General features: G+C 37.7%; 22 protein-coding genes and 6 tRNA genes. 20 read left to right on the top strand and 8 right to left on the bottom strand.

Features of this window, described 5'->3' with window-relative positions; genetic code table 11:
• Positions 1 to 94: 94 nt before the first annotated feature.
• Entirely contained in the window at positions 95 to 1,216 is a 1,122-nt protein-coding gene (locus H4J70_RS12550) for an alanine--glyoxylate aminotransferase family protein (protein ID WP_182215473.1), read from the bottom strand.
• Positions 1,217 to 1,560: 344 nt separating this feature from the next.
• On the opposite strand from H4J70_RS12550, the gene H4J70_RS12545 reads away from it, so the two are divergent.
• The 10 genes from H4J70_RS12545 to H4J70_RS12500 all read left to right on the top strand — a co-directional run bounded on the left by H4J70_RS12545 (position 1,561) and on the right by H4J70_RS12500 (position 5,623).
• Entirely contained in the window at positions 1,561 to 2,181 is a 621-nt protein-coding gene (locus H4J70_RS12545; protein ID WP_182215475.1) for a 50S ribosomal protein L25/general stress protein Ctc, read from the top strand.
• A gap of 19 nt (positions 2,182 to 2,200) precedes the next feature.
• Complete coding sequence (pth, locus tag H4J70_RS12540) at positions 2,201 to 2,785, top strand: aminoacyl-tRNA hydrolase (protein WP_182215476.1); 585 nt, start codon at positions 2,201 to 2,203, stop codon at positions 2,783 to 2,785.
• A 43-nt stretch (positions 2,786 to 2,828) separates the two neighbouring features.
• Positions 2,829 to 3,920: a redox-regulated ATPase YchF gene (gene ychF, locus H4J70_RS12535; RefSeq protein ID WP_070376152.1), complete on the top strand. Its 1,092-nt coding sequence runs from the start codon at positions 2,829 to 2,831 to the stop codon at positions 3,918 to 3,920.
• A 292-nt stretch (positions 3,921 to 4,212) separates the two neighbouring features.
• Positions 4,213 to 4,560 (top strand): DUF3718 domain-containing protein, encoded by a 348-nt coding sequence (locus tag H4J70_RS12530; protein WP_182222688.1) that lies wholly within the window; start codon positions 4,213 to 4,215, stop codon positions 4,558 to 4,560.
• A 216-nt stretch (positions 4,561 to 4,776) separates the two neighbouring features.
• Positions 4,777 to 4,853 (top strand) — tRNA-Met (locus tag H4J70_RS12525).
• Positions 4,854 to 4,890: 37 nt separating this feature from the next.
• A tRNA-Leu gene (locus H4J70_RS12520) sits at positions 4,891 to 4,975 on the top strand.
• Positions 4,976 to 5,027: 52 nt separating this feature from the next.
• A tRNA-Gln gene (locus tag H4J70_RS12515) sits at positions 5,028 to 5,102 on the top strand.
• Positions 5,103 to 5,204: 102 nt separating this feature from the next.
• A tRNA-Gln gene (locus H4J70_RS12510) sits at positions 5,205 to 5,279 on the top strand.
• A gap of 132 nt (positions 5,280 to 5,411) precedes the next feature.
• Positions 5,412 to 5,496, top strand: a tRNA-Leu gene (locus tag H4J70_RS12505).
• A 52-nt stretch (positions 5,497 to 5,548) separates the two neighbouring features.
• A tRNA-Gln gene (locus H4J70_RS12500) sits at positions 5,549 to 5,623 on the top strand.
• A 101-nt stretch (positions 5,624 to 5,724) separates the two neighbouring features.
• On the opposite strand, the gene H4J70_RS12495 is transcribed toward H4J70_RS12500, so the two are convergent.
• Positions 5,725 to 6,936 (bottom strand): FAD-dependent monooxygenase, encoded by a 1,212-nt coding sequence (locus H4J70_RS12495; protein WP_182215478.1) that lies wholly within the window; start codon positions 6,934 to 6,936, stop codon positions 5,725 to 5,727.
• Between the two features lie 252 nt (positions 6,937 to 7,188).
• Between H4J70_RS12495 and miaB the strand changes: the two genes are divergently transcribed.
• From miaB to H4J70_RS12465, 6 genes are all read left to right on the top strand, one after another.
• Positions 7,189 to 8,631: a tRNA (N6-isopentenyl adenosine(37)-C2)-methylthiotransferase MiaB gene (gene miaB, locus H4J70_RS12490; protein ID WP_182215480.1), complete on the top strand. Its 1,443-nt coding sequence runs from the start codon at positions 7,189 to 7,191 to the stop codon at positions 8,629 to 8,631.
• A 36-nt stretch (positions 8,632 to 8,667) separates the two neighbouring features.
• Positions 8,668 to 9,714 carry a PhoH family protein gene (locus tag H4J70_RS12485; protein ID WP_182215481.1) on the top strand — a complete coding sequence of 349 codons (1,047 nt, stop codon included), beginning with the start codon at positions 8,668 to 8,670 and terminating at the stop codon, positions 9,712 to 9,714.
• Positions 9,714 to 10,172 carry an rRNA maturation RNase YbeY gene (gene ybeY, locus H4J70_RS12480; protein ID WP_182215483.1) on the top strand — a complete coding sequence of 153 codons (459 nt, stop codon included), beginning with the start codon at positions 9,714 to 9,716 and terminating at the stop codon, positions 10,170 to 10,172. Before H4J70_RS12485 ends, ybeY begins: the two co-directional genes overlap by 1 nt.
• A gap of 108 nt (positions 10,173 to 10,280) precedes the next feature.
• A complete protein-coding gene (locus tag H4J70_RS12475; RefSeq protein ID WP_070376146.1) occupies positions 10,281 to 11,156 on the top strand; it encodes an HlyC/CorC family transporter in 876 nt (291 codons plus the stop codon).
• A gap of 5 nt (positions 11,157 to 11,161) precedes the next feature.
• Entirely contained in the window at positions 11,162 to 12,730 is a 1,569-nt protein-coding gene (gene lnt, locus H4J70_RS12470) for an apolipoprotein N-acyltransferase (protein WP_182230472.1), read from the top strand.
• 26 nt (positions 12,731 to 12,756) lie between these two features.
• Positions 12,757 to 14,418 (top strand): amidohydrolase, encoded by a 1,662-nt coding sequence (locus tag H4J70_RS12465; protein ID WP_182230471.1) that lies wholly within the window; start codon positions 12,757 to 12,759, stop codon positions 14,416 to 14,418.
• Between the two features lie 61 nt (positions 14,419 to 14,479).
• Here H4J70_RS12465 and H4J70_RS12460 read toward each other — a convergent pair whose 3' ends face one another.
• Both H4J70_RS12460 and H4J70_RS12455 read right to left on the bottom strand, forming a co-directional pair.
• On the bottom strand, positions 14,480 to 15,448 hold the full coding sequence (locus tag H4J70_RS12460; RefSeq protein ID WP_182215488.1) for a diguanylate cyclase: 969 nt from the start codon (positions 15,446 to 15,448) through the stop codon (positions 14,480 to 14,482).
• A gap of 2 nt (positions 15,449 to 15,450) precedes the next feature.
• Positions 15,451 to 16,560 carry a response regulator gene (locus H4J70_RS12455; protein WP_182215489.1) on the bottom strand — a complete coding sequence of 370 codons (1,110 nt, stop codon included), beginning with the start codon at positions 16,558 to 16,560 and terminating at the stop codon, positions 15,451 to 15,453.
• A 173-nt stretch (positions 16,561 to 16,733) separates the two neighbouring features.
• On the opposite strand from H4J70_RS12455, the gene tpx reads away from it, so the two are divergent.
• Both tpx and H4J70_RS12445 read left to right on the top strand, forming a co-directional pair.
• Positions 16,734 to 17,396: a thiol peroxidase gene (tpx, locus tag H4J70_RS12450; protein ID WP_182230470.1), complete on the top strand. Its 663-nt coding sequence runs from the start codon at positions 16,734 to 16,736 to the stop codon at positions 17,394 to 17,396.
• Positions 17,397 to 17,691: 295 nt separating this feature from the next.
• Positions 17,692 to 18,183, top strand: a complete 492-nt coding sequence (locus H4J70_RS12445; RefSeq protein ID WP_182230469.1) for an Hsp20 family protein — start codon at positions 17,692 to 17,694, stop codon at positions 18,181 to 18,183.
• Between the two features lie 136 nt (positions 18,184 to 18,319).
• Here the strand turns inward: H4J70_RS12445 and H4J70_RS12440 are convergent, their stop codons facing one another.
• Genes H4J70_RS12440 through H4J70_RS12425 form a run of 4 tightly spaced genes read right to left on the bottom strand, consistent with a single transcriptional unit; the run spans position 18,320 to position 22,262 of the window.
• Complete coding sequence (locus H4J70_RS12440) at positions 18,320 to 19,555, bottom strand: ABC transporter permease (RefSeq protein ID WP_182230468.1); 1,236 nt, start codon at positions 19,553 to 19,555, stop codon at positions 18,320 to 18,322.
• A complete protein-coding gene (locus tag H4J70_RS12435) occupies positions 19,548 to 20,288 on the bottom strand; it encodes an ABC transporter ATP-binding protein (RefSeq protein WP_310733593.1) in 741 nt (246 codons plus the stop codon). The genes H4J70_RS12440 and H4J70_RS12435 overlap by 8 nt, the downstream gene beginning before the upstream one ends.
• Positions 20,289 to 20,321: 33 nt before the next feature.
• Positions 20,322 to 21,527 (bottom strand): efflux RND transporter periplasmic adaptor subunit, encoded by a 1,206-nt coding sequence (locus tag H4J70_RS12430; RefSeq protein WP_182215497.1) that lies wholly within the window; start codon positions 21,525 to 21,527, stop codon positions 20,322 to 20,324.
• A 15-nt stretch (positions 21,528 to 21,542) separates the two neighbouring features.
• On the bottom strand, positions 21,543 to 22,262 hold the full coding sequence (locus H4J70_RS12425; protein ID WP_182215500.1) for a YIP1 family protein: 720 nt from the start codon (positions 22,260 to 22,262) through the stop codon (positions 21,543 to 21,545).
• Positions 22,263 to 22,574: 312 nt separating this feature from the next.
• Here H4J70_RS12425 and H4J70_RS12420 point away from each other — a divergent pair, with 312 nt between their 5' ends.
• Together H4J70_RS12420 and H4J70_RS12415 are read left to right on the top strand one after the other, a co-directional pair.
• Positions 22,575 to 23,549 carry a methylenetetrahydrofolate reductase gene (locus tag H4J70_RS12420; RefSeq protein ID WP_404842436.1) on the top strand — a complete coding sequence of 325 codons (975 nt, stop codon included), beginning with the start codon at positions 22,575 to 22,577 and terminating at the stop codon, positions 23,547 to 23,549.
• Between the two features lie 73 nt (positions 23,550 to 23,622).
• Positions 23,623 to 24,327 carry an ABC transporter substrate-binding protein gene (locus H4J70_RS12415; RefSeq protein WP_182218589.1) on the top strand — a complete coding sequence of 235 codons (705 nt, stop codon included), beginning with the start codon at positions 23,623 to 23,625 and terminating at the stop codon, positions 24,325 to 24,327.
• Positions 24,328 to 24,333 lie beyond the last annotated feature (6 nt).

Below are 24,333 nucleotides of genomic sequence, written 5' to 3'. Positions count from 1 at the left end.
AATAATAAAGCCCCGAGTCATATTTTGACTCGGGGCTTTTTTATTTAACACAACACTGGAGCTACGCTCGCTTAATTCTTTTGTCAGACGTTGACTATTTCTCTAAAACATCCGCTAAAGCCGCTAAACATAAAGTCACATTTTCAGTTCTTGCCGCATAGCCCATTAAACCAATGCGCCATGCTTTACCAGCAAAACCACCTAGGCCAGCGCCAATTTCTAAATTATATTCATTAAGTAAGGTTTGGCGAACAGCTGCATCATCAACGCCTTGAGGAATCAATACCGTATTTAATTGTGGTAAACGGTATTGCTCTTCAACAACAAACGCTATGCCTAGTTTTTCTAATCCCGTTTTTAATTTCAGGTGTTGGTTTTTATGGCGTTGCCACGCATTTTCTAAACCTTCATCTTGTAACATCACTAAAGATTCATGCAAAGCATAGAGAGAATTCACCGGTGCCGTATGATGATAACTACGTTTACCTGTACCGCCCCAATAGCCCATAACCAAAGATAAATCTAAAAACCAACTGGGCACTTTAGACTTTCTACTTGTTAATTTTTCAACGGCTTTAGTACTAAAGCTAATCGGTGATATGCCGGGCACACACGATAAACATTTTTGACTACCCGAATAAATAGCATCGATTCCCCAATCATCAACCTTTAGTTCAACACCACCTAATGAGGTCACGGCATCGACGATAGAAAGCGCTGAATTTTCTTGAGCTATGGCACATAAGGCTTTTGCATCAGACAATACACCAGTAGATGTTTCAGCATGAACAAAGGCTAAAAACTTAACATCACTATTGTCTTTAAAAGCTTGTTTTACTTTATTGACATCGACAGGCGTTCCCCACTCATCGTTTATAACGATGGCTTGAGCTCCTATGCGTTGAACATTTTCCACCATACGCGAACCAAAAACACCATTTACACAAACAATCACTTTTTCGCCTGGTTCAACTAAGTTAACAAAACAAGTTTCCATACCTGCCGAGCCTGGCGCTGAAACCGCCATCGTTAATTCATTCTTGGTTTGAAATGCGTATTGTAGTAATGATTTAATTTCGTCCATCATCTGCACAAACTCTGGATCTAAATGACCAATGGTCGGACGACCTAAAGCAGATAAAACACGGGGTGAAACATCACTAGGACCGGGGCCCATTAAAGTACGAGGAGTTGGATAGAAAGATGTAATTGTCATAGTTAATTCTCTTATCGACATTAGGCATTAGAAGTTATGAGGCACATATACCCGCTCAATTTCAGGACGCAGGTTGCTAGAGTGTATTTTGAATGGTAACGGGTCTAACACCTAAATTTCAATAAAAAATTATCTATAACGGTCATTTAGCCCAATGATACCCATAATAAGGAGCCATGATTAATAGTTTATTAATCATATTAACGTTGGATATGTTTAAGTTGAGGTGTTATTATGCCGCGCCTTTTATGATGATTGAATTATTTTTATTGTTGTAAAGGTTCATTGTTGTTTTTGGTCGCAAAAAACAACTCAACTAACTCTTTAATATTAGGTATTAAAAAATGACTGATTTATTTACTTTAGAAGCTGAAGTTCGTACTGACCTAGGGAAAGGTGCGAGCCGCCGCCTACGTCACGCAAACAAAGTTCCTGCAATTTTATACGGTGAAGGCCAAGAGCCGATTTCTTTAACGTTAGAGCACAAAAATGTTTACCGTGCACAACAAGAAGAAGCATTCTACTCTCACGTTTTAACTGTAAACATCGACGGTAAGCCAGTTGAGTGTCTTTTAAAAGACATGCAACGTCATCCGTTCAAGCAACTTGTAATGCATTTAGATTTTTTACGCATTGATGCATCTCATGCAGTTCACGTTAACGCTCCTATTCACTTCCTTAACGAAGAAGAAGCAGAGAAAAAAGGTGGCAACATTACTCACCAGATTAACGAAATTGCGATTAGCTGTTTACCTGCTGACATTCCAGAATTCATCGAAGTTGATGTTGCTGATTTAGAAGTTGGTCAAACATTGCATTTATCAGACGTTACTTTGCCTAAAGGCGTAACATCTGACGAATTAGCAAAAGGCGAAGATCATGATCAAGCTGTTGTTTCATTAAATGCACCGAAAGGCGTAACTGAAGAAACTGATGAAGCTGAAGAAACTGAAGCTACTGAATAATCATTAAGTATAAGCTTAAATGACTATTCAACTAGTTGTGGGCCTGGGTAATCCAGGCCCCGAATATACAAAAACTCGTCATAATGCCGGAGTTTGGTTCGTCGAAGAACTTGCTTCTCGCTACAACATCTCCCTCAGACCAGAAAAAAAATATTTCGGACTTTACGGCAAAGGCCTAATAGGTAACGAAGTTGTTCATTTGCTTGTTCCAACAACGTTTATGAATAGAAGTGGTCAGTCTGTAGCGCCTCTTGCAAATTTTTTCCGTATTCCCGTCGATAATATCCTTGTTGCTCATGATGAGTTAGACATGGAACCGGGCGTCTGTAAAATTAAAAAGGGTGGCGGGCACGGTGGACATAACGGCTTACGCGATATTATTTCGTGTCTGGCTAATAACAAAGAATTTTATCGGTTACGCATTGGTATAGGCCACCCAGGTCATAGAGATCGCGTTACCGGACATGTACTTGGCAAAGCACCAGCTATTGACCAAGACAAAATAGATCAAGCGATTGATGAAGCAAGCCGATGTATCGACATCTGGCAAACAGACGATTTAAAGAAAGCTCAAAATCGTTTGCATTCATTCAAACCGCTATAACTAAACTTTTAAAACAATTTTGCAAAACAATTAAGGTATTATCATGGGATTCAAATGCGGTATTGTTGGCTTGCCCAACGTAGGTAAATCAACACTTTTCAATGCATTAACAAAAGCAGGTATTGAAGCAGCTAATTTTCCATTTTGTACTATTGAGCCGAATACGGGTGTAGTACCCGTGCCCGACCCTCGTTTAGATGCATTAGCCAAAATTGTAAACCCTGAACGCGTTCTAGCAACTACTATGGAATTTGTTGATATTGCAGGTTTAGTGGCTGGCGCTTCAAAAGGTGAAGGTTTAGGAAATAAATTTCTTGCTAACATTCGTGAAACCGATGCAATTGGTCACGTTGTGCGTTGTTTTGATAATGACAACATTATTCATGTTGCCAATAAGGTTAGCCCTAGTGATGACATAGAAGTGATCAATACTGAGCTGGCTTTGTCTGATATGGACACAGCGGAACGAGCGATTTTCCGCTTAGCGAAGAAAGCCAAAGGTGGCGATGCAGACGCTAAATTTGAAATGCCGGTATTAGAAAAGATATTAAAGCATGTTGAAGAAGGACATATGATACGTTCTTTAACATTGTCTAAAGAAGAAAAAGCAGCGGTAGACTACTTAAACTTTTTAACACTAAAGCCGACCATGTATATCGCGAATGTGAATGATGATGGTTTTGAAAATAATCCTTACCTAGATCAAGTTCAAGCAATTGCTGATGCCGAAGGTGCTATCGTTGTTGCTGTTTGTGCTGAAATTGAAAGTGAATTGTCTGAAATGGATGATGAAGACCGTGTTGAATTTATGGCTGACCTTGGACTAGAAGAACCTGGGCTTAATCGTGTTATTAATGCTGGTTATTCTTTGCTTCACTTGCAAACTTATTTTACGGCAGGTGTAAAAGAAGTACGTGCATGGACAGTAAAGCAAAATGCTACTGCTCCACAAGCTGCGGGTGTTATTCATACCGATTTTGAAAAAGGCTTTATTCGCGCAGAAGTTATTGCCTATGATCACTTTATCGAATTTAATGGCGAGTCAGGGGCTAAAGAGGCCGGTAAATGGCGTTTAGAAGGTAAAGAGTACCGTGTTAAAGATGGTGATGTGGTTCACTTCAGATTTAACGTGTAATGTTTACGCTTTAACGCGAATAAATTAAATAGTAAAAGGAGCTTCGGCTCCTTTTTTGTCTCTAAAAATAAGTTATTACTCGTCATTAAAATTAAAAAAAATGACTGAAAAAGAAAAAGATATAAATAATAAACAATGAAAACAATAGACTACTTAATTTAAAAAATTTAAAAATATCTTGTTTTATTTCTAAAATATACCACAATTATCATAATACCAATCTGATATAAGTTAAAATCATCAACGTCAGACCAATAACCTATTACTTTAATAAACAATAAAAAGGCAGACCATGAAAAAAACACTCCTACTTGCTAGCTTAATTGCCGCTTCAGTAACTTTTGCCCCTGTGACTAAAGCCGATAATATATCTCTTCGTATTTGTGAATACGTTGCGGCTAATGATAAGAACCGCTTACGTTCATTTATGAAACAAAATAAATTAAAAATTCGTGCACTTTTTGGCAGTATCGAATGTAACGGCCAAAATTTATTAGTTTTTGCTGCATCTAATAGCGCTTTAGAAACAGGTGAATTTATTATTGGTAAAGTTCCTTCAAAAGAAGTTGCTAAACATATCGCCGATATTGGTAAATACTCAAAACATTTAGAAGAAGAAGCAAAAGAACGTGTAAAATAATCATAAGTTGATATCTACGCTTCTTTAAAATAAAGCAAGAACTTAGCGTTCTTGTTTTTATTTTAAAGAGATTGCGCTTTCCTAGAATATTAAACGCCCAATTTGTAGACTAAACAAGCAAACAGAAAGAAATTAGCATTTATTATAAAAAAACGGTTGACGTAGCCTAAGCAGATTTGCATAATACGCGCCACTTGCTGAGAGGCAATACGGAAAGGCTACATAGCTCAGCTGGTTAGAGCACATCACTCATAATGATGGGGTCCCAGGTTCAAATCCCGGTGTAGCCACCATTTAACTCTTAGTAGTGAAAGAAGTATTAGAAGAAATGCGGGTTTGGCGGAATTGGTAGACGCGCTGGATTTAGGTTCCAGTATCGAAAGATGTGAGAGTTCAAGTCTCTTGACCCGTACCATTCTAACTAACATTTATCATCATGATATTTGTTAGAAAGTAAGTAACATTGCAGGGGTATAGCCAAGCGGTAAGGCAGCTGGTTTTGATCCAGTCATTCAGAGGTTCAAATCCTCTTACCCCTGCCACTTTCTTGTTTAACATTCCTTTTTTAAAACTCAATCAGTCTTTATTAAAACTAATATTAAACATTATAAGTGTCATATTTACTTGTTATTTAGAATACCTACAGGGGTATAGCCAAGCGGTAAGGCAGCTGGTTTTGATCCAGTCATTCAGAGGTTCAAATCCTCTTACCCCTGCCACTTTATTGTTTAATATTCCTTTTTTAAAACGTAATTAGTTTTTATTAAAAAAATAGTAAACATTACTGAGTGACATAATAATTATTTGAAATATCTACAAGGCTATTAATGCTTAGTAGTATTAGAAGCAATGCGGGTTTGGCGGAATTGGTAGACGCGCTGGATTTAGGTTCCAGTATCGAAAGATGTGAGAGTTCAAGTCTCTTGACCCGTACCATTCTAACTAACAGTTATCATCATGATAGTTGTTAGAAAATAAGTAACATTACAGGGGTATAGCCAAGCGGTAAGGCAGCTGGTTTTGATCCAGTCATTCAGAGGTTCAAATCCTCTTACCCCTGCCATTCTTTTTGAATCTTACCTTAAACACCCAATAAATATTATCTTAAGACTTAATCTCTTACTGCATTGAAAAATTTCTTTTAAGATCCATTATCACTTCAACTTATACACCACAAGCGTAAGCTAAAGCCTTATTTTTCAAAAAAGGTATCTTATTTGCCATTGTCAGCCCTATGTTTCGAAAGAGTTTAATAGCTGGTGATGGGTGGCTAAACGTTGCATACAGTGAATCCATCGTTGTCATCATCAATAGATTGTCTATTCGTCGCTTAGATTCGTAACGTGATAAAACCTCAGGCAAGTGCCAACACTCATTATTACCAATGGCACTGGCTATGACGGTTTGTAAAGCCTTAACATCTTTAAAGCCAAGATTTACTCCCTGCCCTGCCATGGGGTTAATGGTGTGCGCTGCATCACCTAATAATAATACTCGACCTTTTTGATAAGTATTAGCATGTCGACGAGTCAGTGGAAATGCCCCTTTATTAATAACCTTTATTTGACCTATTCGTTGTGGAAATTTTTCAATGATTTCACTTTGCAGTTGTTCATTAGATAAAGCTGACAACCTTTTTATCTCGTTTTTTTGATGATACCAAACCAAGGAAGCATAACCACCTAATTGACTTTCTCCTGGCAGCGGTAAGAAAGCAATTGGGCCAGTCTGAAAAAATTGTTGCCAGGTAATATCTTGTTGTAAATGTTGAGTTTCAACATTAATAAGCATTGCTGATTGCTGATAATCCCAACCCGTTATACCTATATGAGCTAGTTTTCTTACCTGTGAATGAGCGCCATCAGCCGCAATTAATATTTGAGTGGTAATTTTTTCTATTTCACTACACTCTTTTTCAGCCGGTTTAATTGCCAAGCTTACTGCGATTTCATTTTGATGTTCAGTAAAGCTTTCTAAACTCGCTGGTGCAAATAAAGTCACCTTACTGTGAGTTTTAATTTGCTGCCATAAGGCAAGCTGAACTAAGCGATTTTCAATAATATGGCCAAGATGAGATTGCCCAATGTCATCGGCGTTAAACTCGGTATAACTTGTCTGATTTTCCCAAACACCTAATCGTTTATAAGGACACATTCGCCATTGTTTTAATTGTGGCCAAGCCCCCAATTGTGTTAACAAATGCTCAGAAGCAAGCGATATAGCTGAAACACGTAAATCTAGTGCTTGTGTTTCATTAAAACAGACGGGTTGCTTTGGTTCGACAATAGCCACAGTTAACCCTAAGTTTGCCAAAGATAACGCACTAGCAGCGCCGACCATACCACCACCGACCACGACACAATCAAAATTGCTCATAAAATTTACACTTTTTATTTAATGATTTTTCAAAGTTATTCTAACCAACCTATATCAGTTATACGAATATTATTAATGGTTGCGGTCAATAATTGAGATCAGATAGACCCGCGCCACTTAAAGTTGAATCGGGTACTGGCGTCAAGCGTCAAGAAGGAGTAAAATATGCATCCTTAAATTGAACTAACTGCGAAGCAATAAATTTCATGTTAGTTTGTCTAAATTTTTAAATATTTAATGAGTGGAAAGTTAATGAGTAAAAAGCTATATATCAAAACTTGGGGTTGCCAAATGAACGAGTATGACTCGCAGAAAATGGCCGAATTATTAGATTCAACGCATGGTTTTGTATTGGCTGACGAAGCTGAAGATGCTGATGTCATCTTATTAAACACTTGTTCTATACGCGAAAAGGCACAAGAAAAGGTTTTTCATCAGCTAGGGCGTTGGAAACATCTAAAAGACAATAAACCCGGTTTATTAATTGGTGTTGGTGGCTGTGTTGCTTCTCAAGAAGGTGATGCTATTCGCCAGCGTGCGCCTTATGTTGATATGGTTTTTGGCCCACAAACATTGCACCGCCTACCTGAAATGATCCAACAAGTTACTGGTGATCATAATCCTGTTGTTGATGTTAGCTTTCCTGAAATTGAAAAGTTTGATCGTCTTCCTGAACCTAAAGCTGATGGCGCTAGCGCTTTTGTGTCGATTATGGAAGGCTGTAGTAAATACTGTACCTTCTGTGTTGTACCTTACACTCGTGGTGAAGAAGTCAGTCGTCCACTTGACGATGTATTATATGAAATAGCTCAACTTGCTGCACAAGGTGTACGTGAAGTTAATTTATTAGGACAAAACGTTAATGGCTATCGTGGTATTACGCACGATGATGAAATTTGTCGCTTTTCAGAATTATTGCGTTTGGTTGCTACGGTTGACGGCATTGACCGTATTCGCTATACAACATCACATCCGATTGAATTTACCGATGATATCATTGAGGTCTACAAAGACGTTCCTGAATTAGTGAGTCACCTACATTTACCGGTACAAAGTGGCTCAGATAGAATTTTAACGCAAATGAAACGTGGTCATACTGCATTAGAATATAAATCACAAATTCGAAAATTAAAGAAAGCACGTCCAGATATTTGCATGAGTTCAGACTTCATTATTGGTTTTCCTGGTGAGTCGGATGCTGACTTCCAAGCAACAATGGATTTAATTAAAGCGGTAGATTTCGATTTAAGCTTTAGTTTTATTTACAGTGCGCGCCCTGGTACACCGGCAGCAGATATGATTGATGATATTTCTGATATCACTAAAAAAGAACGTTTAAAAGTGCTTCAAGACCAAATTACCCATCAAGCATTACGTATTGCACGTCAAATGTTGAATACAGAACAACGTATTCTTGTTGAAGGTCCTTCAAAGAAAAATCCGATGGAATTACGCGGTAAAACAGAAAATAACCGCACGGTTAATTTTGTTGCTCCTCACACGGTTATTGGTCAATTTGTTGATATTAAAATTACTGATGTTTATGCTAACTCGCTGCGCGGTGAATTAGTGCGCGAAGAAAGTGAAATGGGCTTGCGCATTGCGTATTCTCCACAAGACATCCTAGCGAACAGTCATCATACTAGCAAAAGTAGTAACATCGACGAGTTAGGTGTTGGTAGTTTTACGCCTTAATAATTAAAACCTTAGCCTATAAAAACGGATATAAATTTGACTACAAGTATTAGCAAACAATTTGACTTAACACCGCTTGATAATAATCGCCTAGCGAATTTATGTGGTTCAATGGACGATAACTTAAAAACCATTGAACGTCGCCTTGGTGTTAAAATAAGTTACAGCAGCAATGAATTTAAAGTGATGGGTGAACCCGCAAATTGTGAAGCCGTCATTGTCTTGCTTAAGAATTTATATATTGAAACAGCAACCGTAAAAAATGAACTAAAAGAAATCACAGAAAAAATGGTCCATCTTGCTATTTTAGACGCAAAAGTGCTTGAGCAAGAGCCCACTAAAGTTGATGTTGATTTCGACAAGTTAGTGACTATAAAAACCAAACGTGGTGTAGTCAAACCTCGTAATCCAAACCAGCAAAGTTATGTGCATAACATTATGAGTAATGACATTAGCTTTGGCGTTGGTGTTGCGGGTACAGGTAAAACCTATTTAGCCGTTGCTTGTGCTGTTGAAGCTTTAGAAAAACAAGAAGTTAGACGAATTCTGTTAACACGCCCAGCCGTTGAAGCGGGTGAAAAATTGGGATTCCTTCCAGGTGATTTATCACAAAAAGTGGATCCTTACCTGCGCCCATTATACGACGCACTCTTTGAAATGCTGGGTTTTGAAAAAGTTGAAAAGCTTATCGAGCGCAATGTCATTGAGATTGCTCCTCTTGCTTATATGCGTGGCAGAACATTAAATGATGCTTTTATAATTCTTGATGAAAGTCAAAATACGACCGTAGAACAAATGAAAATGTTTTTAACCCGTATTGGCTTTAATGCCCGTGCTGTTATCACCGGCGATATTACCCAAGTAGATTTACCACGTGGTGCTAAATCAGGCTTACGTCACGCGATTGAAGTACTTGACGATATTCCTGGCATTAGTTTCAACTACTTTGAATCAAAAGATATTGTCCGCCACCCGGTTGTGGCTAGAATTGTTGATGCATATGATGCTTTTGAACAAAAAGAAAAACGTTTAAAAGATGAAAAAAGAAATAAAGCGGCACTTGATGCTATGGATAATCAATAGTGGCAACACTACTCGATCTTCAACATGCTTGTGATGCCAAAAATTTACCCAGCAATGAACAGTTTCAATCTTGGGTAAATATCGCTTTAAATAATGATAAAACGGATTTTGAACTTACCATTCGTCTCGTTGACGTTAAAGAAAGCCAGTCTCTGAACTTACAGTATCGTGGAAAAGATAAACCGACCAATGTTTTATCATTTCCTTTTGAGGTACCAGCAGAAATTGAACTAGACTTACTCGGTGATTTAGTGATTTGTGCTGACATCGTCGCCCAAGAAGCCAATGAACAGCACAAAGACCTGCATAATCACTGGGCTCATATGGTGATTCATGGCTGCTTACACTTATTAGGTTACGATCATATTGATGAAGTTGAAGCCACAGAAATGGAAGCACTGGAAACAAAATTACTTAAAGCACTCGATATATCCGATCCTTATATTATAAATGAATAAATTTATCCTTTAGAATTCATAGATAAATAACCACTTACTACTTGAATTTACTTTCGATTGATTAGAAAATAAGCAACAAGTTAACCTTACAGGAAATAAATAAGCTCTATGAGCGATGACCACCCCCACTCTAGCAACGGCTCTGCAAATCGATCGATACTTGATAAAATAGTACAGGTCTTTACCGGAGAGCCCAAAAGTAAAGACGAATTGGTTGATGTATTAAATGACGCTGAAGACCGCGACTTAATTAAGCCAGAAACCAAGTTAATGATCCAAGGTGTATTAGAAGTTTCTGATATGCGAGTGCGTGATATTATGATCCCAAGATCGCAAATGGTCACGCTTGATATCAACGATCCGATTGAACATTCTTTACCGATCATCTTAGAGTCTGGTCACTCTAGATTTCCTGTTATTAACGACGACATTGATCACATTGAGGGAATTTTACTCGCTAAAGATCTGCTCGCTTACGGCTTTGGTCAACAAGAAGAATGCATCATAGCCAAAATAATTCGTCCATCGATTATTGTTCCAGAAAGTAAAAGAGTTGAACCGTTATTACAAGAGTTTCGTTCTCAGCGTTATCATATGGCAATTGTTGTTGATGAATATGGTGGCGTTTCTGGTGTTGTCACCATTGAAGATATTCTTGAATTAATTGTTGGTGAAATTGAAGATGAAACAGATGATGAAATTGAACTAGATATTAAGTATCTTGCCGGTAATGTTTATCAAGTTAAGGCATTAACAGAGCTCGATGACTTCAATGAATATTTTAATACTGAGTTTGATGGCAACGATGCCGATACTATTGGTGGCGTAGTTTTACATCAATTTGGCCATATGCCTAAAAAAGGTGAAATAATGACGATTGGTGATTTTGAATTTAAAGTCACCGCCGGCGATAATCGCCGTATCCAAAGCTTACATATTACGATTCCAAAAGACCATAAAATCAATGGAAAGATAGTCGACTAACCTCAATGGCGATCAAGACACTAGGCGCTCGCCTACTAAAACGACTACACGATAACTTATTTAATAAGCGTAACTGGCTCAGCTTCCTTGCTGGGCTCAGCTTAGTGCTCGCCTACGCTCCTTTTTCGCTATGGTGGCTGATGATTATTGTACTGCCGTTATTTCTCCATTCTATTAATGGTACTGATGTAAAGACAGCCACTAAACAAGGTTTCATCTTTGCTCTTGGTTGGTTTGGTAGCGGTATTAGTTGGGTGCATGTCAGTATTGATCAATTTGGTGGTTTACCACTATTTTTCTCACTGTTATTGATGGTGTTATTGTGTTGTTATTTGGCACTTTATCCAGCACTTGCTTGTTATTTATCAACGAAGTTTGCGCCAAAGAAAAAATTCTCTCTGTGGTTACTGCCACCCTGCTGGCTTATTTCAGAATATTTGCGTGCTAACGTCTTGACTGGTTTTCCCTGGCTTTCAATTGGCTATAGCCAAATCGATGGTCCACTAGCTAGTTTTGCACCACTGATTGGTGAAATAGGAATAAGTGCTTTGCTGCTGGTAATCAGTATTGCGGTTATTAATGTTGTAAATAACTGCTATCGCAAGACACATATAATCTTATTGATTGCTGTGTCTATCTCCGCTTATTTATTAACGCATGTTGCTTGGGTAACACCGACCAGCAAAACAATAACCGCTGCTTTAGTACAAGGTAATGTTGAACAATCAATGAAATGGCAGCCCGAAAAAGAGTGGCCCATCCAATTAAAATACCTAGATCACAGCCGAGAAAATTATGATGCTGACATTATTGTTTGGCCGGAGTCAGCAGTAACAGCATTAGAACCCGCTGCACAAGACTTTCTCAGCATGGCCGATAGATCTGCCGCACTCAATGATAGTGCTATTATTACCGGTATTTTAGATTACAAATATCAATCAAAAACCTATTTCAATTCACTGATTGTCATCGGTAAAAAAGAAAGTAACGACGATACTGGGCATTACCGTTATAACCATAGTAACCGCTATTATAAAAACCACCTGCTACCCATAGGTGAATTTGTGCCTTTTGGTGACATATTAAGAAAAATTGCGCCAATATTTAATTTACAATATTCTTCTTTCACCCGAGGTGACTATATTCAACCCAACCTTGTTGCTAAAGGCGTTCATCTATTACCGCTTATTTGTTTTGAAATTGCCTTTCCTGAGCAATTAGCCGCTAACTTTACCAACGAAACCGACATTTTACTCACGGTTAGTAATGATTCTTGGTTTGGCGATTCACATGGTCCACATCAACATTTAGACATTGCTCGCATGCGCGCTTTGGAATTTGGTCGACCACTGCTACGTGCCACCAACAATGGTGTAACCGCTATCGTTGATCACCAAGGAAATATTCAAGCCACACTGCCACAGTTTACTGACGCTGTGCTTAAAGCTGACCTTGAACTCGTCCAAGGAAAGACTTTTTATAGTCAATATTGGCAACTTATTCATTGGTTATTACCATTAATACTATTAATTTTATTTTTCTGCCTTTATCCTATGCTCAATAAAAAAACATAAAAAACAATAATACATAGGATTTATTTATGAAAGTATTGACTAAACACCTGTCCACTTTAACCTTATTTTTACTGACCTCTACCAGTTTAGCCTTCGCACAAACAACCATTATCACCAATGTTCAGGGCTATACTTTAGCTGACCAACAATTAAAGCAGTTTACGGCTATTCAATTTACCGATGATAAAATTGATAAACTTTTTATCGATGGTGAAGTATTACCTAAATCCGGTCAGATGACGGTTATCGATGGCCAGGGTAAAACACTACTTCCGGGCTTAATTGATGCTCATGGTCATATATTAAGTTACGGCTTAAGTTTGATGCAAGCAAATTTACTTGGCTCACTTTCAGAAGAATCAGCGGTAAAGAAAGCCGTAAATTATGCAAAGGCAAACCCAGATATTACTTGGGTACAAGGACAAGGCTGGAACCAAACTCAATGGGAAAACACCCAATTTCCAACAGCAAAATCGCTAGATAAACACTTTCCTAACAAACCAGTATTCTTACGACGTGTTGATGGACATGCGGGCTGGGCCAATACTAAAGCGATGGAGCTTGCTGGTATAACATCAGCGACACAAAGTCCAACGGGTGGCGATATAATTCGTGATGACTCTGGTCAGCCAACAGGAATTTTTATTGATAATGCCATGGATTTGATTACTAAAAGCATTGCCCCTTTGACCAAGCAAGAACAAAAATTAGTCTTAAAAAAAGCGCTTAATAAATTGGTCTCTTTTGGTTTAACCAGTGTTCATGATGCTGGTATTTTTACTGATAACCTTGAACTATTCAAAGAATTGAGCAATGAAAACGCCCTCCCTATGCGTGTCAACGCTATGTTGTATTTACCCTCTGAAAATTGGCAGGAAACACTCAAGCAAGGACCATTCACTAGCCGTGATAACATGCTTAATTTTAATAGTGTGAAAATTCAAGCCGATGGTGCTTTGGGTAGTCGTGGCGCCTCTTTAATTGCTGATTATTCAGACCATGCTGGTCATAAAGGTTTAATGTTACATGACAAAGAAAAGTTAACCTTGTATATGAATACTGCGATGAAGGCAGGTTTTCAGGTGAATACTCATGCCATTGGTGATAATGCTAATAAAGTGGTTCTAGATTTATATCAACACCAAATAAAAGCAACAAATACCGAAGCGCTTCGTCATAGAGTTGAACATGCGCAAATATTACAATTAAGTGATATTCCTCGCTTCGCTGAGCTCAACATTATCGCTTCAATGCAAGCTACACACGCAACTAGTGATAAAAACATGGCTGTTGACCGAATTGGTAAAGAACGTATTTTAGGTGCTTATGCATGGCGTAAATTGATGAATGCCAAGGCTATAATCGCTGCAGGCTCAGATTTCCCAGTGGAATCCCCTAATCCATTTTTTGGTTTACACTCTTCAGTCACCCGTCAAGATCATCAGAACCAACCGAAAAATGGCTGGTTCAGTGAAGAAAGTATGACACGCTTAGAAGCCTTACGAACTTTTACTATTGACGCGGCTTATGCAGCACACCAAGAAAATACTTTAGGTAGCTTAGAAAAAGGTAAAAAAGCTGACTTTATTTTATTAGAAGATAATTACTTTACAGAAAACCAACAAGATATCTGGAAGAATAAAGTCATAGCGACTTGGGTAAATGGAAAAAAAGTTTACGCTCATTAAAGTAAATATTTTATATAAAAAAAGCCCATAAGGGCTTTTTTTATGACTTATTTGTAACGAACTAAACTAGTTGCTTAGGGTGCAAGGCTATTTGATTACGGCCATTATCTTTTGCTCGGTACATAGCGGCATCAGCACACTCAATCCAAGCTTCATAACTTTCAATACTAATGTCTATTTCAGCAATCCCCATACTTACCGTATATTTAACATCAATGTCATTATATTTCACCACAGATTTTTCAATCTCTTCTCTTAATCGTTCAGCAAATACTTTACCATTATCTAATGATGTGTCCGCTAATAATATAACAAATTCCTCACCACCGTAGCGCCCCGAAACATCTGTTTCACGCACATGATGGCGAATAAGTCCTGAGATATGGCGAATAACTTCGTCACCAACGACATGGCCATAGGTATCGTTAACCACTTTAAAATGATCAATATCAATCATCACTAAGCAACTAGGGTTTTGACTACGGATCCAACGCTTGTATTCCGCTTGCAAGCAATGCTCCCAGTGCGTGTGATTAAACAGTTTTGTTAGGCCATCAGTTTGACTCAAAATAGCTAATTCTTTATTCGCCTTAACTAAGTCTTTTTTATGAGAAGCATTATCAGTCACATCATAAATAATGAGGCATAAATGAGTCACTATTCCTGTCGCTGACATCAAAGGAATAAAAGTAGTATTTTGATACATATAATCAGCCGCCCCTGTGATAGGACGATAATTTTGAAACTTAAACAAATAAGGACGTTGTTCCCAAATTGTAAAGGCTTTATTTTTTAGTAAAAAGACTGATTCAGCTTTGCGCTTAAACCATGCTTCAGGTATTTCATCAAACAAAGGGAATAGCACTTTATCTTTCACTTCACGGGGTAACAGACCGCTATGATTCTCCATAAAACCATTCCATATTTGCACTTTATAATCTCTATCTAGTACAACCAATCCTACATCGATGGTGTGTAACATTTCCATTAACCAATGTAATTCATTTATTTGTGATGTTTCTAATGACATAGTTAATCCAGTAAGTAAGAGATTTTATTATTGAGTGTACGCATAGACTCTTCGGTAAAGAGTAAGAGTAAATCACATTTGATTGAATAGTCTTCAATGCTATAACTAATTTCGATAGCTAAGGTACGCTTCCATTTTTTAGAGTTGGTCGCTATCAACTCAGATATTTTTTTATGTTGTCCTAAAACAACGGGGTGGCCTTGGCTAAAAGGCATATCTAATTGGGCAGAAACACCATTTAAACAAGCACCAATAAGTACATTGGCTAGATCCATTAATAATTCAAGCTCAGTACTTTCATCAACTTCATACTTATAATTCATTAATGAAGCAACATCTTTAAAACTTGAGTCATTTAAAATAAGTAGTGCTTCACCAGAAATACCTGCGCCAATAAATCCTTGGCAAATTCCCGAAGTACTTTCTTGTTCTTCTACATCAGAGAGCGCCATGCTCAGTTCACTAACTTCAATTAAATTGACATTAGGAATGGGGAGAACAACAAAAACATCAAGTAAACGCGCTAATAAATCTCCTGCTTGTCCCATAGCGACGTTGGCTATTTCTTGGTAACAGTCTCGTAGTTCAGGGTCTAAGAAAAACGCTTCATCTGATTGTTCTCTTTCAATACTAACTGTCTCTGCCGCTTGTGTCAGTGGTGCCAACTCGCTATGTTTAGGAGCTGGGGCTATCACCGGCGGTTTTTCGATTTCAACGGGTAAAGGCTTTTCTTCTTCGCTGTCTTGGGTAAAAATACCGTAAGCCAATAATATTTCTGTTAGTTTGGTTTTATTGACTGGCTTTTGAATAAAGTCTAGAGCACCTAAGCTCGTAACACGTTGGTGTGCTTCTGGCTGTATATCGCCAGAAATTACAATCACCATAGTATTTAAGTCTTCTTTAATAATAGTTTCAAGGACTTGGTAACCGTCCATCACTGGCATATTTAAATCAAGTAAAAGTACATCACCTTTACCAGCTTTTATTGCTTGAATGCCTTCTTCGCCGTTGGTAGCAAAGCTTATCTCGACATCCCAATCATCAGGTAAAGAACGTGCTACCTGCTTACGCGCCATATTTGAGTCATCACAAATTAACAAGGGTATTGACATATTTTCGTTATTCCTATTTTCAGATAATAGTTGTGGTGATGATTTTTCAACATTTTACTGTTTATCTATAAATAACAATAGATAATATTTGAAATAAAGCACTAAATAATGGCTATTTTTTATCGTCAAAGTTAACATCTCTTTATCCAAAATTTTTAAGCGCGCTTAACATTATGAAATTTTCAACCGTATTTCTTACTTTTTCACTGATTTTAACTTTAAATAGCCTGAGCATTTTTGTGGCATCTGCAAAGCCACTTGATGAAGATAATTTACAACAAACAACTGACTTAGTTAAGGCAAATAACAAATTCATCACGCTATTAGGTACACAAGTTGATGTTGGTCAAAAAGCCCCTAATTTTAAAGTGGTTAATGCCAGCTTTGTGCCGGTAACTCTCGAAGCATTCTCAGGAAAAAACATTCTTATCTCTGTGGTACCAAGTTTAGACACCGGCGTCTGTGCCTTACAAACAAAACGTTTCAACGAAGAAATGGCTAAATTACCCCAAGACATTGTTGTGTTAACGATTAGCAATGATTTACCTTTTGCGCAAAAACGTTTTTGTGAAGCAGAAAGTATCGATAAAATAACGGTCTTATCTGATTCAGTGTGGCGCAACTTTGGTAGTAATTACGGCTTACTCATTAAAGATATGGGCTTATTAACACGAGCGATATTTATTATTGATTCATCAGGAATGATCGCTTACAAGGAAATTGTTGCTGATATTTCAAAGCACCCTAATTATGAATTAGCCCTTTCGACCATAAAAGCATTAAGCCCAAGTGAAACACTGGATATGGAAACGGTTCAAGAGAATAACGACAAATAATAAATCACAATATTTCAAAGACTTAAATTAAAATCAATTTTAATTTAAATTTAAAACTTGAAAAATAAAACATCGCGCCCATCTTTATTAATGTAGTCGCCACAAGCTAAACGGGACTACATTAACCGCCTGTTCAATATTGAAAGGCACCTTAAATCTCTGAGAATAATAATTTCAGCCTAGCTATATCGCGACTTTATGTTGGTTATAGTAAGCACAGAAATATTCAAAAGAGATCCCATATTGCTAATACCCTTACATCTCAATTATGGGTATAACTAATAGGATATGAATTATGCGTATACAAACAGATATCAGCCCACTTTACCGTTCATTTATTGGCTTTGAACACTTAGCGGGTTTAATTGAAAAAGCGTCTCGTACAGACAAGCAATCATCTTACCCCCCTTACAATGTAGAATTACTTGCCGAAGACCAATATCGTATTACTATGGCTATTGCTGGCTTTGCCGATGAAGATCTTGAAATTGAATCAAAAGAGAACACCTTAATCGTTACCGGTACCAAACCTGTCAACGATAATGGTTCACCAAGAAACTTTGTACATCAAGGTATTGCTGAGCGTAACTTCGAACGTAAATTTCAACTCGGTGAACATGTCAAAGTCATCGGTGCTTTTATGGAGCATGGTTTGCTGCATATAGATTTAGAGAGAGAAATACCTGAAGCGTTAAAACCAAGAAAAATTGCGATAAATGGTAAAAGTTTACTGCAAAAACGTCCCGTCTCTACGGTTAATAAATCAATATCAGGCAACGAAAGTTAACCTTTTTTGATTGATTGTGTTTATCCCTTATATTTTTTGCCCAGTCAATGACTGGGCTTTTTTTAATCAATTAAATATTGGCTTACTTTACTTAACCTCGAAGATAAGTGGTCCTTACCATTAATACTCGCGTTAGTTATTCATAGCGTAGTGCGTCAATAGGGTCTAGGTTAGCGGCTTTCGCAGCAGGTATAATACCAAATAACAGCCCAACGCCTGCACTAAAACCAAACGACAGCATCACCGCCCACAACGGAACTTCTGCAGAGGGTAAGTCGATTAAATTACTCACTAATGCGCCAATACCATAGCCAATAGCTAAGCCAATTAGTCCTCCTAATAAACACAAGAACACCGCTTCAATTAGAAATTGTAGCAGTATGTCAACTCGCGTTGCGCCAAGCGCTTTTTGAATACCTATTTCGCGGGTGCGTTCAGTCACTGAAACCAGCATAATATTCATAATACCAATACCGCCTACCAATAATGAAATACCAACAACACCACTGAGCACCATAGTCGTACTTGAGGTAATACTATTGACGGTTTCAAGCATTTGCTCTGCGGTACTAATTTTAAAATCATCCGCTGTTTCTTTAGATATATTATGATTTCGACGCAGTAGATTTTGAATATGCTGCTTAATACTTTCAAGTTGATTTGCATCGTCCACTTGCAGCGAAATACTGATATCGGGTTCTTCAGCACCACCTAACAAAGCTCTTGTTGTTGTATAAGGCAACAGTATAAAGTCATCTTGATCAAAGCCAAAAAGTTTACCACGCTTTTCTAGCACGCCAATCACTTTAAACCACTCACCGCCAATCATAATATACTGACCAACAGCAGAACCTTTGATTTCAAGTTTGTCTATAATCGAGTCCCCTAACACGGCTACGCGGCGTCGAGACTTATCATCATTTATATTAAAAAAGCGCCCCGTTTCAGGAAAGATGCCATATAGAGATTGATAACTAGAGCCTGTACCGACAACGCGTGTTGCCGTTGACTCCCCTTTATACTGAACTACGCCATTTGGGCCTGTTGCGGCAACCGTTGGAGTGATATGGCTAATGCCTGAAACTTTATACTGTATTTCTAAAAAGTCACGGTAAGTTAATTTGGCAACTTTGCCTTGAAGACGTTCTTTTAGCGGCGTAAAAGCATTAATACTGACAACATTAGTGCCCATATCGTCGAACTGCGAAGTAATACTGCTGCTTAATCCTTGTACGACAGAGACAACAGCAATCACTGAGGCAACGCCAATAATAATACCTAAGGTTGTTAAAAAACTTCGAAAACCGTGAGCACGCACCGAATGTGCCGCTGAACGAGTACTCTCAACAATTTTAAAGAAAACACTAGACATTAGCACTCTCCTTTATCAGTTGCTGCTCTTTATAGTGCTGTTCAATATTTGGGTTTAATGAATCAGCAACTAAGCAGCCATCAGTTAAGCGTATAACTCGCTGACAACGATCGGCTATTTCCTGTTCATGGGTTACAATAATTAGGGTTTGGCCATCTTGGTGAAGCTCATCAAACAGTGCCATAATTTCCATTGTGGTTGCTGAATCTAAGTTCCCGGTAGGTTCATCTGCTAACAATATCGCAGGTTCAGTGACTAATGCCCGAGCGATAGCGACACGCTGACGTTGTCCACCAGACAACTGATTCGGTAAATGGTCAATGCGGTCCTTTAAACCGACCCGGGTTAAGGCTAGCTTAGCCTTTATACGGCGTTCTTTGATTGGCATGCCTCGATATATCAATGGTTGCATGACATTTTGTAAAGCACTTGATCTGGGTAATAAATTAAAACTTTGAAAAATAAAGCCGATTTCTAAATTTCTAATACCCGCCAGAGTTGTTTCATCAAGCTTAGCTACATCTCTGTCTTTAAGTTTATATTCACCACTTGTTGGATAATCTAAGCAGCCAAGAATATTCATCAAGGTCGATTTACCTGACCCCGACTGTCCGGTTATAGCAATAAAGTCATTATATTGAATATCCAAATCAAAATTATTGAGTGCATAAAACGCTTGATTACCCATTTTATAAAGGCGAGCGATATTTCTTAATGAAATAATTGGCGCTATCACTTTTTTTTCTTGAGAAATGTTAGACATCATTTATGCCTCTTTATCGATCACTTTCACCGACTGAGCATCTTTTAATTTACCAAGTGCTCTTGCGGGTCCAATGATCACTTTATCACCTACTTTTAGGCCTGAAGTAATTTCTTGTAAGCGATCATTTGAGATACCTAGCTCAACATTCTGCTTTACAGCCTTACCATCAATAAGCACAAATACGTGGTCAACATTATCTGCAAGCGCTTCGTTATCGCTTTCATCGTCTACTTGAACGTTCTTGCCCTGTGTAGCAAAAATGACTGACTCACTGGGTACCGCTATCGTTTTACTTTTACTCTGGGTATATATTTCGGCGCGACAACTCATACCAGGTCGAACGGCGATAGTATTTGAGTCAGACAATAATATTTTAACTTTGAAGCTTAAACCTTGTCGTCCTTGTGCGCGCTTAGCTGTGGTGGCAATGCTCTGAACTTGCCCCTTAAGCGCTTTATCAGGAAAGGCGACCGCAAAGATATCGGCTTGCTGTCCAACAAGAATATTTGCAATATCTGCTTCGTCGACCTCTACTTCAATGAGAATAGAAGAGGGATCAGCTAAAGTAATTAAATTTGATCCTGAAATATTTGTGCTGCCACTAATGGCTGTTTCGCCTTGTTTAATATCAACTGACGTCGCAATACCCTTTATAGGAGAACGAAAAACGGTTTTATCTAAACGCTCTTGTGCTTTATCAAGTGTAGCTTGCGCTTGCAGTAAAGATTCTTGACGAGAACGTAAATCAATTTTTGCTAATGCGTATTGATTGTCGATAAGTTCATAAGCGTCACGGTCAAGAATTTTTCGTTGATATAAGTCATGTTTGCGCTGCCATTGAGATTTTAAGTTTTCAATTTTCTTGCTTTGATGCTCGATGGCAATCTTTTGAATACGAACAAAAGCCGCTTGTTGCTCGACATCAGCACGGAAAGTGCGAGGTTCAAGGCGCATTAATACTTGCCCCTTAGTCACCTCATCACCTTCTTCTATTAACATTTCACTGACTTGGCCAATAACTTCAGAGCGTAACTGAACCTGCTCTTTATAAACTAAAGTGCCTGAGGCCAAAATTGAACGTTTAATGTTTTCAGCAGCCACTTGCTGAACCTTAACTTCAAGCGTCTGGGATTGACCCGTTTTTTTAAAGTAAGCTAAACTGACTAGCCCAATAATAACCACAATAATAATCAGTATTTTTTTCATAAAATCGTGCTCTTTTTAAGCGATAAACATTATGTATAAAGCCCAAGAAATAAAGATAAGTATTTGCGGAGCAGCAGCAATAAAAAATGCTTTTTGAGTGTTAATATTCAACCAAGAGCGCAGACCGATAGTGGTCACTGCAATCAGCCAAAATGAAAATAAGTTAATCGCTTCAAGCAGGCCAAACCAAGCATTGTTTGCCTCAACAGAAAATAATAAGCTATTAAAACTTGTTGGCTGCAAATCTTGCATTGACACCCTACCATCGCCAGCAAATACAATAACAAGTGCACTTAGCACGACAGAAATAATAGCAGGAAAACTTGCCCACCAAGTAAACGCAAACCATTGAGTAAATTTATACTCACTTGCCGCGCTGACTTTCGTCACTATGTGGTAATAGACGGCTGTCAGCATGTTAATAACCACAAAACCTAAAGAGCCACCAATAGCGGTTGTCCAAATCATGGTATCCTTTTGATAAAAACTTGCTACGGCTTTAAGCTCATCATCGGTCATCGGTTTTGACGCCGCAATTTGGTTAATCATTTGCTCTTTTAACCAAGTAAAATCAACAACACTAAAGTAATAGATAAATAACACAAAAGTAGAACTAGTCAGCAGAATAAAAGGTAACCATGACCAGCCTTTTTTTTCTTTAACCGTATCAAAAGCAACAAGGGGTGAAAGTATAGTATCCAAGCAAGCTTGAAAAGGGTTTGCAGACAATTTCATAATCTTCTCTTTTTAGTTTTTTTAGTTTTTTTATATACAGCAATAACTTGTTGAGTTCTATTGCCAACACTGTACAGCTAATTAAATATAGAGCTAACCTATCATTACGAAGTATTACGTCAACTCTTTTTGTAAACTATTTGTAAATTATTAATGATAACTTTGATAAGAAATAACTAAAATAAAAATGATTAATGCCATTTTTATTTTTTATTAACAATAAAATATAAATATCACAAAGATTTTTAGTGGCTAAAAAGGTATTATCATGACATCAGTTTTATCAAATTTACGGTATAGAATAAAGTGAACATAGGATCAGAATTAAGAGCTCGCTATAACGATAATACACGCGGCGTCTATTTTATTGGCACAACACCTCCTAAAAGTGATACACCCGCAGAGCAAATTGAAATTATTGCTAATAAGCTGCTTGAACGTGTCAGTGATATCGATTTTGATGGTTTGATTGTTTATGATATACAAGACGAAAATTCGCGTACCAATGTACCGCGTCCTTTTCCTTTTAAATCAACATTAGATCCCCGTTATTATTCATCATTACTGCAGAATCAATCTCAACGACCCGTGATCACTTATAAAAGTGTTATTCAGTCAAATAACGATGATTTTGATCAATGGGCAAATGAAGCTTGGCACACATATGGCATTCGTGACGTTGTTCTTGTTGGTAGCCCTTCGCAAAAAAACACGATTTCATTGCCACTTGCCAGTGCTTATAAAACCTTAGTTGATAATAAAAATGATTTCTTTATCGGTGGGATCACCATTGCAGAACGTCATGCAAATAAAGGTAATGAACATACTCGGTTGATAGAAAAACATCAACAGGGCTGCAATTTCTTTATTTCTCAAGCTATCTATAATCCACAAGCCACTATAGATATGTTGACGCGCTATGCGATTGAATGTCAGCAGCAAGGATTAAAGCCTCAGCGGATAATTTTAACATTTTCACCTTGTGGCAGTAAAAAAACACTCGAATTTATTGAATGGTTAGGTGTTAGTGTTCCTGAAGCGACTAGTCTACGTATTCTTAATGCGGAAAAACCACTATATGAATCTATTCGCATCTGTTTAAATACTTTACAACAAATACTCGATGCTGTTTTACCCTACGATTTACCATTAGGGTTAAATATTGAGAGTTTAACCAACCGTAAAGAAGAAATTGATGGCTCTATTTTATTATACAAATTACTGCGTTCAACCATGGAAAACTACTTGTCCAAACAAGAGCTCGAGCGATTAATTCATCAGAAGTAATAATTTAAGCACAAGCTATTATTTTTGTTATAATTGAGAGAGAAGAAAACCGAAACAACGAGTCTTTTATAGCATGAAGTGGATTTGTATTTTATTGTTTATCAGCTTAAGCGCTCAAGCAGAAACGATAAGGGTGGCACTTTCCTTCGATGGAAAGCCTCCTTATTCATTTGGTGAACAAGAGCATCGCGGTATTTATGTCGAAGTGTTTCAAGAGATATTTAAACTAACCCCTTATCAATTAGAGTTTGTTTATCTCTCTTCTGCACGAGTACGTTCTAGCTTTACCGACGGTAAAGTCGATATCGAATGTTGTCCTATTGGCGCGTGGCGAGCAAACGAAACGGCCATTTCTATCTATAGCCAACCGCTATTTAAAACTGAAGACGTTTATGTATTTCCGCAAGGAAAATTAAGAAATATAGGTCCGTTAGCAGATGAAACCATTGCAACGATCAACGGATTTGGCTACGCTTTTGATACCGTTTTCACCCGTTATGATGTTGAAAGTGAACTGAAATTATTAAAACTTATTGAAGGCAATAGGTTACCAGTCGGCATTGTCGATAGAACCATAGTTAACTACCTGAGTAGAAGTCATCAGTTAACCGTTGTCATAGGTCAAGTTCATGAACATTCCCTACGCCCGTTACGTATACATAAATCTAAAGCGCATATCGTGCCGATCATAAACCAAGCTATTAATAGCTTAATAAATAATGGAAAAATAAGTGCTATAGTCAGTAAATATACCAGCACGTTAAAAGAAGAAAATTAAGCCATT

The organism is Colwellia sp. BRX8-9 (assembly GCF_014077245.1).
Classification (GTDB): Bacteria; Pseudomonadota; Gammaproteobacteria; order Enterobacterales; family Alteromonadaceae; genus Colwellia_A.
Note: the sequence above shows the minus strand (reverse complement) of the source record. Positions and strands in the feature narration are given on the sequence as shown.

What these genes read in the sequence shown, in the direction of transcription:
- H4J70_RS12550 (WP_182215473.1), bottom strand. Translation starts at nt 1,216, where the DNA reads ATGACAATTACATCTTTCTATCCAACTCCTCGTACTTTAATGGGCCCC.
- H4J70_RS12545 (WP_182215475.1), top strand. Translation starts at nt 1,561, where the DNA reads ATGACTGATTTATTTACTTTAGAAGCTGAAGTTCGTACTGACCTAGGG.
- pth (WP_182215476.1), top strand. Translation starts at nt 2,201, where the DNA reads ATGACTATTCAACTAGTTGTGGGCCTGGGTAATCCAGGCCCCGAATAT.
- ychF (WP_070376152.1), top strand. Translation starts at nt 2,829, where the DNA reads ATGGGATTCAAATGCGGTATTGTTGGCTTGCCCAACGTAGGTAAATCA.
- H4J70_RS12530 (WP_182222688.1), top strand. Translation starts at nt 4,213, where the DNA reads ATGAAAAAAACACTCCTACTTGCTAGCTTAATTGCCGCTTCAGTAACT.
- H4J70_RS12495 (WP_182215478.1), bottom strand. Translation starts at nt 6,936, where the DNA reads ATGAGCAATTTTGATTGTGTCGTGGTCGGTGGTGGTATGGTCGGCGCT.
- miaB (WP_182215480.1), top strand. Translation starts at nt 7,189, where the DNA reads ATGAGTAAAAAGCTATATATCAAAACTTGGGGTTGCCAAATGAACGAG.
- H4J70_RS12475 (WP_070376146.1), top strand. Translation starts at nt 10,281, where the DNA reads ATGAGCGATGACCACCCCCACTCTAGCAACGGCTCTGCAAATCGATCG.
- lnt (WP_182230472.1), top strand. Translation starts at nt 11,162, where the DNA reads ATGGCGATCAAGACACTAGGCGCTCGCCTACTAAAACGACTACACGAT.
- H4J70_RS12465 (WP_182230471.1), top strand. Translation starts at nt 12,757, where the DNA reads ATGAAAGTATTGACTAAACACCTGTCCACTTTAACCTTATTTTTACTG.
- H4J70_RS12460 (WP_182215488.1), bottom strand. Translation starts at nt 15,448, where the DNA reads ATGTCATTAGAAACATCACAAATAAATGAATTACATTGGTTAATGGAA.
- H4J70_RS12455 (WP_182215489.1), bottom strand. Translation starts at nt 16,560, where the DNA reads ATGTCAATACCCTTGTTAATTTGTGATGACTCAAATATGGCGCGTAAG.
- tpx (WP_182230470.1), top strand. Translation starts at nt 16,734, where the DNA reads ATGAAATTTTCAACCGTATTTCTTACTTTTTCACTGATTTTAACTTTA.
- H4J70_RS12445 (WP_182230469.1), top strand. Translation starts at nt 17,692, where the DNA reads ATGCGTATACAAACAGATATCAGCCCACTTTACCGTTCATTTATTGGC.
- H4J70_RS12440 (WP_182230468.1), bottom strand. Translation starts at nt 19,555, where the DNA reads ATGTCTAGTGTTTTCTTTAAAATTGTTGAGAGTACTCGTTCAGCGGCA.
- H4J70_RS12430 (WP_182215497.1), bottom strand. Translation starts at nt 21,527, where the DNA reads ATGAAAAAAATACTGATTATTATTGTGGTTATTATTGGGCTAGTCAGT.
- H4J70_RS12425 (WP_182215500.1), bottom strand. Translation starts at nt 22,262, where the DNA reads ATGAAATTGTCTGCAAACCCTTTTCAAGCTTGCTTGGATACTATACTT.
- H4J70_RS12415 (WP_182218589.1), top strand. Translation starts at nt 23,623, where the DNA reads ATGAAGTGGATTTGTATTTTATTGTTTATCAGCTTAAGCGCTCAAGCA.